The sequence below is a fragment of the Massilibacteroides sp. genome, from assembly GCF_028705895.1.
Taxonomy (GTDB): Bacteria; Bacteroidota; Bacteroidia; order Bacteroidales; family Tannerellaceae; genus Massilibacteroides.
In genome coordinates this window covers 1-10,210 of sequence record NZ_JAQWCQ010000082.1, presented here as the reverse complement: position 1 = coordinate 10,210, position 10,210 = coordinate 1, and the positions used below count along the sequence as shown (strand labels likewise).

The following is a 10,210-nucleotide window of genomic DNA, read 5'->3' as shown; positions in this document are numbered from 1 at the left end:
CATAGGGTTGAGTATTTTATTCTTTAGACACTATAAATATACTCATTTTCAGTGATATATGAAAATCCCTATGCCTTTTTTATGCCTTAATAGCAACTCCTGTTTTTAACTTGCGAAACTTCAATTAATTAAATACGATGAAAAGACTTTTTTTATTTTTAACCCTTCTGTTTCTTTCAACAAGTATTACCGTATATGGTAATGATAACGTTGTAAAAGTTCTGGCTATTGGTAATAGTTTCTCTGAAGATGCAACCGAGACTTATCTGGATGATCTGGCACGGGCAGGGCAGGTTAAGATGATAATTGGTAATGCAATGATCGGCGGCTGCTCGTTGGAGAGACATTGGAATAATGCTCTTTTAGACTTGCCTGATTATTCTTACCGTAAGATCGATGTTCAGGGAGAAAAGAAAGTAGAGCCAAAGAAGACTCTATTGGATATGATAAATGATGAAGATTGGGACTATATAACAATTCAGCAAGCCAGTCATTTTTCCGGTGTTTATGCTACCTATCTTCCTTATTTACCGAATCTGGTTACCTACCTGAAGAAGCACGCAAAGAATCCGAATGTGAAAATAGCCTTTCACATGACGTGGGCTTATGCCAAAGATTCTAAGCATGGCGGTTTTCTTAAGTTTGGAAAAGATCAGAATCGAATGTTTGATGCTATAGTTGATGCCGTACAACGAGCTACCGCAAAATCAGGGATTGATATTATCATTCCTGCCGGGCCAGCCATTCAATATGCAAGAGAAAGTGAATTAGGCGATAATTTTTGTCGTGACGGTTACCACTTGAATGACTTTGGGAAATTTACTGCGGCTTGTGTATGGTATGAAGTATTGACCGGTAAACCGGCAACAGATAATCCGTTTAAATTGTCAGAGGCTTCCACTGAACAAGATATAATTATTAAAAAGTCAGCGCATCGAGCGATCATTCATACGCAAGTATTACAGCAAAAAGTAAGGAAGTAAATATGATAAAAGACAATGATAAATAGAGATTGAATCATTTCAAATTCTATATTTGTACATCTTTTATTAATTCCAATTTTAAAATAAAGACAATGAGAAAAGGGAAACTACTGCTTTTTTTACTGTTGCTTGGAGTAAGCATATCTGCTTTACAAGCGCAACAGGCACCTCCGCTTCCGATAGATCCGAAGGTTAGATATGGTAAATTAGATAATGGGTTGACATACTATATTCGTGCCAATCAGGAACCCAAAGAACGTGCGGAATTTTATATAGCACAAAATGTAGGTGCGAGTTTGGAAAATGATGATCAGAATGGATTAGCACATTTTCTGGAACACATGGCTTTTAACGGAACGAAAAATTTCCCCGGTAAAGGAATTATTAATTACCTGGAATCAATAGGAGTGCGCTTTGGTTATGAGATCAATGCTTATACTTCATTAGATGAAACGGTATATAATCTGTCGTCCGTACCCACAACGCGTGAAGGTATAATTGACAGTGCTCTGCTCGTTCTACACGACTGGTCAAATTTCATAGCGCTTGAAAGTGATGAAATCAACAGTGAAAGAGGAGTGATCCTGGAAGAATGGCGAACAGGGCAAGGGCCGGAAAGGCGGATGTGGAAGAAAACGAATGCGCTCAAATATGCCGGATCGCAATATGCAAAACGTGATGTTATTGGAGATACTGCCGTGATTAATAATTTTGACCATCAGGCAATTCGTGATTTCTATCATAAATGGTATCGTCCGGATCTTCAGGCGATCATTATTGTTGGTGATATTGACGTCGATCAGATAGAAGCTAAAATTAAAACACTATTCAGCGATATTCCGCGTATGCCGAATGCAGGAGAACGTCCCGTATATCCTCTTCCTGATAATGATGAACCTATTATCGCTGTTGTAACTGATCCGGAAGCTCGTTATTCCACAATACGTTTGGAATACAAAAAAGATATTTTACCGGAAGAGGCAAAGAAATCAATAGGTGGTTATTCTTTTTTAATTATAAACAACCTGATTTCTACAATGATAAATAATCGTTTCTCAGAAATCACACAACAGGCAGATGCTCCATTTGTTGCTGGTTATGCTTATTATGGCAATATTGTGAAATCAAAAGATGCGTTTATCCTGATCGGGATTCCGAAAGAAAGTCAGGAACAGGCCGGTTTGGACGCATTAGCTCTTGAAGCTGAAAAAATTAAACGTTTCGGATTTACGAATTCAGAGTTTGAGCGGGCAAAGACAGATCTTCTGAAGAGTACGGAGAAACAATACAATGACCGTGAGCATCAGAAAAGCTCCGGCTATGTTCGCGAATATATAAGACATTTCCTTGAGTTAGAACCTATCCCCGGAATCGAATGGGAATATCAGATGCTTCAGATGATGCTTCCTCAATTGAATGTGGCTATGGTTAATCAGGTAGCACAATCATATGTTACGGATAAAAACCTTATTATTTCTATCAATGCTCCGGAGAAAGAATCTGTGAAATTACCGGATAATACACAAATTCTGGCTGCTTTTGACAAGGCTTCAAAGGCGGAATTAACCGCAAAGGCGGAAGAAGACCTGAGTAAACCGATTCTAAATGAAATACCTGCAGCCGGAAGTATTGTGAAAGAAACAGAAAATGCGGCTTTAGGCGCAACGGAATGGACATTAAGTAATGGAGTGAAGGTTGTTTTGAAGCCTACTGAATTTAAGAAAGACGAAATTCAGATGTCTGCATTCAGCGAAGGAGGAACTTCTAAAGTTGAAAACGCAGATGACCTCTATTCTGCTGTATTAGCTTCTCAGATTGTAGGCAATAATGGTCTGGGCGATTTTAGCAAGATAGATTTGCAAAAGGCGCTTACAGGTAAGATTGCAAGAGTAAGCCCTTATATCAGTGAATTTGAGGAAGGTTTTAATGGAAGCTCTTCTGTTTCTGATTTCGAGACAATGCTACAATTAATCTATTTGAATTTTACAGCGCCACGTAAGGATGATAATAGTTATCAGGCATTTATCAATATGATTAATACCAGTTTGGCAAACGCAGCAAAAGATCCGCGTCAGACATTCTCGGACTCAATAAACCAGATTCTCTCGCAACATCATCCTCGCACGATTTCGTTGAAGCTTGAAACTGTGGGAAAGATTAATCAGGATAAAGCGTTGGCTATTTTCAAAGATCGTTTTGCTATTCCTGCTGACTTCACCTTCGTTTTTGTCGGGAATATCGATCCGAAGAATCCGGAAACACGTCAGGCTATCAGTACTTACCTTGGAGGATTACCTTCTGAACAAGTCTCCGAAAAATACATAGACCATAAAGTTCGTACTCCTAAGGGTGATGTGAAGAATTATTTTACGAAGGAAATGGAAGTAAAGAAAGCATCCAACCTGATCTATTATAGTGGCGAACTACCTTATACTTTACAGAATAATGTGGTAATGAAAGCAATTGAAAATTTGTTGTTCGACCGTTATCTTGATAGTATCCGCGAAAAAGAAGGCGGGTCATACGGTGTAAGTGTTCACGCGTCGATTGGCAATATTCCTGTTGAAAAAGCCATTCTTTTGATGCAGTTTGATACTGATCCTGAGAAACAGGAAAAATTGATTGGCATTATACATCAGGAAGTAGATGATCTTTTAGCGAAAGGTCCTGCTCCTGAAGCCGTGAAGAAAATCCAAGAGAATATGTTGAAAAAGTATGATGAGAACCTCCGTGAAAACAGTTGGTGGAGAAATACAATCAAGACATACTACGAAGACAATATTGATAATGTAAAAGATTACAAAGATGCGGTTAATGCTCTGACACCGGCATTAATTCAGGAAACATTGAAAAAGCTGATTGATCAGAAAAACGTAATCGAAGTCGTAATGACTCCGGCTGCCTGATCATTCGCGTTAATTAAATAGAAGAAGGGCTATCCAATATTAGATTGGATAGCCCTTTTTATATCCGGTCTTAATATTTTTAGTAGGTTTGTATAAGTAAATAATTGACTTATGAAGAAATTGGTAGTGCTATCCGGAGCAGGTATGAGTGCGGAAAGTGGTATCTCTACTTTTCGTGATTCGGATGGCTTATGGGAACGTTATCGTGTAGAAGATGTGGCTACACCGGAAGGGTTTGCTGCAAATCCGGCTCTTGTTCTTGATTTCTATAATCAACGCCGAAGACAGCTACTGGAATGCAAGCCTAATGCCGGACATATAGGGCTTGCTGCGCTTGAAAAGTATTTTGATGTACGAATTATTACGCAAAATATTGACAACCTTCATGAACAGGCAGGTAGCACGAAGGTGATTCATTTGCATGGCGAACTGATGAAGTATTGTTCTACCTATGATCTGAATACAGCTTATCCGATTTCTCCCGAAGAACCCGATTTGCATCTTGGTGACAAAGCTCCTGATGGAGGACAGCAACGTCCGTTTATTGTTTGGTTTGGTGAGCCGGTTCCGATGATTGAACCTGCTATTGAGTGGGTGAGAGAGGCGGATGTCTTTGTCGTAATCGGTACATCTCTGAATGTTTATCCAGCAGCAGGGCTAATTTCTTATGCGCATAAAGGATGCCCGATTTATCTGATTGATCCCAAAGATGTAAAAACGCAACGGACGGATATTCACTTCATAAAAGCAACCGCCTCAAAGGGCGTAAAACAATTAACAGAACTGGTAAAGCAAATTAAATAAAGCATGAACTGGACACAACTTATCTCCGACAAACGCTTTGGTATGGAGGAGTATCACGATGAACGTCATCATGAACGTACGGATTTCCAACGAGATTATGACCGCCTTATATTCTCTTCCCCTTTTCGCCGCCTGCAAAACAAAACGCAGGTATTCCCGCTGCCGGGTAGTATATTTGTGCATAACCGATTGACACATAGTTTGGAAGTTTCTTGTGTAGGGCGTTCACTGGGAAATAATGTTGGTCGTGCTTTAAGTAAGAAATACGGGGCGGAGACGGCTAATTTTGCTGAGTTCGGTTCGATTGTTTCTGCTGCTTGCCTGGCGCATGATATGGGAAATCCCCCTTTCGGTCATTCCGGCGAACGGGCTATTTCTGCTTATTTCTCCGAAGGAGTAGGTATGAAGCACGAACATAAAGTTCGTGAAGAAGGTGGACGTTGGGAGGACTTTGTTCATTTCGAAGGAAATGCAAATGCCATTCGTTTGTTAACTCATCAGTTTATCGGACGGAGAAAAGGAGGGTTTGCTCTGACGTATAGTACGTTGGCTTGTATTGTGAAGTATCCTTATCCATCTACTCAATCAATAAAGAAGAACAAATTCGGCTTTTTTCAATCAGAAGAGGAAACATATAAACGTATTGCCGATGAATTAGGCATTCTTAAATTAGATGATGAAAAGGATCGTTATGCCCGTCATCCATTGGTTTATTTGGTTGAAGCGGCAGACGATATCTGCTATCAGATTATGGATATCGAAGATGCCCACAAGTTGCATATCCTGACCAGTGAAGAGGCTATTGAGCTGTTGTTGAGTTATTTTACCGGAGAAAAACGGGAACGTATTACTCGTATTATGCGTATGGTGGATGATGTAAACGAGCAGATTGGTTATCTTCGTTCTTCTATTATAGGTTTGTTGGTGGATGAATGTTCCCGCGTTTTTATTGAACATGAAGACCGTTTCCTGAACGGTACATTTGAAGGGCCTCTGATTAAGCAGATTGAACCGCAATCCCGTAAGGCGTATGAATCTTGCTCTGACATGGCCTATAAAAAAATCTATAAAGCAAAAGAAGTGCTGGATATTGAACTGGCGGGGTATCGTATTTTTAGTCACCTGATTGATTGCCTGACGGAGGCTGTCATGAATCAGGAACATGCATATAGTAAATTGTTATTGCAGCGCATTCCCGATCAATATGATACGCAAGTACCTACTACATATGGTAAAATACAATGTGTTCTGGACTATATTTCAGGAATGACAGACGTCTATGCGCTTGACCTTTACCGTAAGATTACAGGAATGGGACTTCCCGCTGTCTGATTAATACTCTTCCCGGTATTTACCTTCTTCTTTATCCTGAAGGATATTGAGATAACTTTTATAGCGCGATTCGGCAATCTGGTGATTGTTTAAAGCCTCCAGAACCACACATCCCGGCTCGTGTCTGTGCGTACAGTTATTAAATCTGCATCCCGACGAAAGACGGAATATTTCAGGGAAATAATGTGAGATCTCAGCCTCTTCCATTTCAATTGTTCCGAACCCTTTGATCCCGGGAGTATCAATGATATATCCTCCGTCGGGTAAAGGGATCATTTCCGAAAATGTGGTAGTATGCATCCCCTTGTTATGATATTCGGAGATATTTCCTGTTTTCAGGTTTGCCTCGGGAAGAACTTTGTTGATAATGGTTGATTTTCCAACGCCGGAATGACCGGAGAGTAACGATATCTTTCCTTTTAGCAGCGATTTAAAGCCCTCAATTCCTTCTTCTGTAAGAGCACAAATCCTTTCACACGAATAACCAATTTCCGTGTAGAGAGTTGTCAGTTTATTCATCACAGCTATATCCTGTTGATGATACCTGTCCGTTTTGTTGAATACGATTTTTACCGGAATAGAATATGCTTCGGCTGTAGCCAGAAAGCGATCGATAAAGATGGTGGTAGTAATGGGATAGTTGACCGTAACAATCAGTATGGCCTGATCTAAGTTTGCCGCAATAATATGTGCTTGTTTGGATAAATTAGATGAGCGGCGAATGATATAATTCTTTCTTTCCTCAATTTCCGTAATAAAAGCTGTTCCTTCGTTGTTTATGTCGATAGAAACACGATCTCCCACAGCTATAGGATTAGTTGTGCGTATATTTTTTAGTCGGAAGTTGCCTTTTATCTTAGACTCAACGTCCTTTCCGTCTTCTGTTCGGACGGTGTACCAACTACCGGTGTTTTTAATAACTAATCCTTTCATGCTTTAGTTGCTGCTCTGTTAAGAAAAGGGGTTGTTACACCCCCCTTCTCTTTTTCTATTTAAACAGTCATAATTTCTTTTTCCTTAGCCACGTACAAATCATCCACTTTTTTGATGTATTTATCGTGTACTTTTTGAGCTTCTGCTTCCGCATCTTTGGCAACATCCTCAGGGACTCCGTCTTTAACGCTTTTCTTAATCAGATCAATCGCATCTCTACGTGCGTTACGAATACTGATCTTTGCATTTTCGGCCTCCTGTTTTGACTGTTTCGCCAATACGCGACGGCGTTCTTCCGTCAGAGGTGGAATTCCTAAACGAATAATCTCACCATTATTTTCAGGCGTGATACCCACTTCAGAATCCATAATAGCTTTCTCAATATCCCTTATCAGATTTTTTTCCCAAGGAGTAATCATAATTGTTTTAGCATCCGGCGTAGTAACTGTCGCTACATTGGTCAACGGAACCGGACTGCCATAGTAAGGAACCTTAACACCATCCAGAATTTTCGGATTCGCTTTTCCCGCACGGATGCGAGCCAGCTGTTCGTCAAGAAATTCTATCGCAGATGACATTTTCTCTTCTGCAGATTTTACAATTAGTTTCGTGTCCACCATAATAAATTGTATTTGTTTTCTATGTAACAAAAGTAGTAAAGTTTTCGAACCTGACAAATCACACGGACACATCAGAGAAGAACTCTCTTATAATTTTTATCAGTGCTGAGTCAGACTGTAAACGACTGAAACTGTTATAGAAGTAATAAATTAAATCTGATGAAAAACCCGTACCTTTGCCGCCATGAATACATGGTTACCGACAACAAAAAAGGAAGTTGAAGCAAGAGGGTGGGATTACATAGATGTTATTCTTTTCTCCGGAGATGCATATGTCGATCATCCGTCATTTGGCGCTGCGGTAGTAGGCAGAACGCTTGAAGCAGAGGGATTGCGCGTAGCAATTGTTCCCCAGCCCGACTGGCGTGGCGACTTTCGTGATTTTCGTAAGTTGGGCGAACCTCGTTTGTTTTTCGGGATATCTCCGGGTGCTATGGATTCCATGATAAATCATTATACGGCGAATAAACGTCTCCGCAGCGACGATGCCTATACACCCGACCGGAGAGCAGGTATGCGTCCCGATTATCCAAGTATCGTGTATGCCAAAATACTTCGGGAGCTTTACCCAAAGACTCCTATCTTATTAGGTGGAATCGAAGCTTCGTTGAGGCGTTTAACGCATTATGATTACTGGCAGGATAAACTAAGACCGGGAATCTTAGCAGAGAGTCCGGCAGATCTTCTGATCTATGGCATGGGAGAATTGCCTCTTAAAGAACTGATTAAGAGATTGAAAGCGGGAGAAGACTTTCATACTATTAAAGACATACCGCAAACTGCTTATATTACGGATCAGCCTGTTGCGGCTAATGAAGATGATATTCATCTTTTCTCTCACGAAGAATGCCTGAAAGACAAATTGAAGCAGGCTAAGAACTTTCGTCACATTGAAGAAGAATCGAATAAATACCACGCTTCGAGAATATTACAGTCGGCCGGGAAACGTACAATCGTAGTAAACCCTCCTTTTCCTCCTATGACAGAGGAACAAATCGACGCTTCATTTGATTTACCTTATACGCGCCTGCCCCATCCGAAATATAAAGGAAAAGTGATTCCTGCTTTTGAGATGATTAAATTTTCGGTTAATCTGCATCGCGGTTGTTTCGGTGGCTGTGCCTTTTGCACCATCTCGGCTCATCAGGGAAAATTTATTGCTTCCCGAAGTAAAGAGTCTGTTCTTAAGGAAGTAAAGCAGGTAATACAAATGCCCGACTTTAAAGGTTATCTTAGTGATCTGGGAGGCCCTTCTGCTAATATGTATCTCATGAAAGGTATAGATGAACGTATCTGTGCCAAATGCAAAAAACCGTCCTGTATCTCACCGGTGATCTGTCCGAATCTGAATGCAGATCATACTCCGCTTTTGGATATTTATAAAGAGGTGGACTCGTTGTCGGGAATTAAGAAATCATTTATCGGTAGTGGGATTCGTTATGATCTGCTATTGCATCGTTATAAGGATGAAAAAACGAATAAAGCAGCACGAACCTATACGGAAGAGTTAATTGCCCGTCATGTTTCCGGGCGATTGAAAGTTGCTCCCGAACACACCTCGGATGAAGTCCTCAAGCAGATGCGGAAACCCACATTTTCTCAGTTTGGGCAATTTAAGAAACTATTCGATGATGTGAATCGTCGTCAGGGACTAAACCAACAACTTATCCCTTACTTTATTTCCAGTCATCCGGGCTGTAGAGAAGAAGATATGGCTGATTTGGCAATCCAGACGAAACAACTGAATTTTCAATTGGAACAGGTACAGGATTTCACTCCGACTCCTATGACATTGGCCACAGAAATGTATTATACAGGCTATCATCCCTATACTTTAGAAAAAGTATATACCGCAAGAACAAAAGAAGAAAAACTTGCTCAACGACAGTTCTTCTTTTGGTATCAGCCGGAATACCGCCAACGTATCACGCAGTCTCTGCGTCGCATTGGTCGCAAAGACCTCATCGATCAACTCTTTGCGAACCGAAAAAAGAACAGATAGCAAGTCCGGGCAATCGCATTAGAGCATTGTTCCCATTACAAGTAATATAATGTGTTGTTTTATCGGACTGAAAGCCCACTATATTTTAATCCAACGTACGGAGGAATGTTGGATCAGTCCGAAACCCCGGTTGTTATTACACTTGGATTATGTCGTTTTTAATGGGATTACCTCGATAGGCTAAAACAAATCGTGGACAGCAAATATAAAAAAGCGAAAAAACAAAATAATAGCAAAATTTGTCATTTTCAGACAAATTGTCGTCAGCTTCAATAGCGTTGTTTTAACGCGCTTTATTAAATAAAATGACAATATATGTACCCGAAAAACAAACACCGAAAAACCACACTTAAAACATACGATACGGCATGCCCGTTTTTTTAAAATTATCAAAATTGAACAAAAAAGGCAATGGATAAAATCCCCCTATTCTTTTTGGAAAAAGATTCTATTCTTTTTTTGAATATAAAGGATATTTTTCAGAAAATAACCTTTATATTTTCGTAAAAAACGGGCTGTTTTAGTCTAAATACAATATTTATTGGTCTAAAACGGTACTATAAATCAAAAAACAAGGATGGACATTTTTTTACGCGTAAGTAAAAGGACGAAAAAAGTATCTATTTGTCA

The 10,210-nt window shown here is 40.0% G+C and carries 7 protein-coding genes; 5 read left to right on the top strand and 2 right to left on the bottom strand.

Annotated elements, in window-relative coordinates; translation table 11 throughout:
• Positions 1–137: 137 nt before the first annotated feature.
• From PHT93_RS14405 to PHT93_RS14390, 4 genes are all read left to right on the top strand, one after another.
• Positions 138–983, top strand: coding sequence for a DUF4886 domain-containing protein (locus tag PHT93_RS14405; RefSeq protein ID WP_300244314.1), 846 nt, complete (start codon positions 138–140; stop codon positions 981–983).
• 92 nt (positions 984–1,075) lie between these two features.
• The gene (locus PHT93_RS14400) at positions 1,076–3,889 is read left to right on the top strand and encodes a M16 family metallopeptidase (protein ID WP_300244312.1); all 2,814 of its coding nucleotides are present in this window, start codon (positions 1,076–1,078) and stop codon (positions 3,887–3,889) included.
• A gap of 111 nt (positions 3,890–4,000) precedes the next feature.
• Complete coding sequence (locus PHT93_RS14395) at positions 4,001–4,693, top strand: NAD-dependent deacylase (protein ID WP_300244310.1); 693 nt, start codon at positions 4,001–4,003, stop codon at positions 4,691–4,693.
• Between the two features lie 3 nt (positions 4,694–4,696).
• Positions 4,697–6,025: a deoxyguanosinetriphosphate triphosphohydrolase gene (locus PHT93_RS14390; RefSeq protein WP_300244308.1), complete on the top strand. Its 1,329-nt coding sequence runs from the start codon at positions 4,697–4,699 to the stop codon at positions 6,023–6,025.
• On the opposite strand, the gene rsgA is transcribed toward PHT93_RS14390, so the two are convergent.
• A complete protein-coding gene (rsgA, locus tag PHT93_RS14385; protein ID WP_300244306.1) occupies positions 6,026–6,958 on the bottom strand; it encodes a ribosome small subunit-dependent GTPase A in 933 nt (310 codons plus the stop codon).
• 59 nt (positions 6,959–7,017) lie between these two features.
• Complete coding sequence (gene frr / locus PHT93_RS14380; protein ID WP_300244302.1) at positions 7,018–7,578, bottom strand: ribosome recycling factor; 561 nt, start codon at positions 7,576–7,578, stop codon at positions 7,018–7,020.
• 184 nt (positions 7,579–7,762) lie between these two features.
• Between frr and PHT93_RS14375 the strand changes: the two genes are divergently transcribed.
• A complete protein-coding gene (locus PHT93_RS14375) occupies positions 7,763–9,580 on the top strand; it encodes a YgiQ family radical SAM protein (protein ID WP_300244299.1) in 1,818 nt (605 codons plus the stop codon).
• The last annotated feature ends 630 nt before the right edge of the window (positions 9,581–10,210 follow it).

Coding starts and splice junctions, on each gene's coding strand:
- PHT93_RS14405 (WP_300244314.1), top strand. CDS start 138: ATGAAAAGACTTTTTTTATTTTTAACCCTTCTGTTTCTTTCAACAAGT.
- PHT93_RS14400 (WP_300244312.1), top strand. CDS start 1,076: ATGAGAAAAGGGAAACTACTGCTTTTTTTACTGTTGCTTGGAGTAAGC.
- PHT93_RS14395 (WP_300244310.1), top strand. CDS start 4,001: ATGAAGAAATTGGTAGTGCTATCCGGAGCAGGTATGAGTGCGGAAAGT.
- PHT93_RS14390 (WP_300244308.1), top strand. CDS start 4,697: ATGAACTGGACACAACTTATCTCCGACAAACGCTTTGGTATGGAGGAG.
- rsgA (WP_300244306.1), bottom strand. CDS start 6,958: ATGAAAGGATTAGTTATTAAAAACACCGGTAGTTGGTACACCGTCCGA.
- frr (WP_300244302.1), bottom strand. CDS start 7,578: ATGGTGGACACGAAACTAATTGTAAAATCTGCAGAAGAGAAAATGTCA.
- PHT93_RS14375 (WP_300244299.1), top strand. CDS start 7,763: ATGAATACATGGTTACCGACAACAAAAAAGGAAGTTGAAGCAAGAGGG.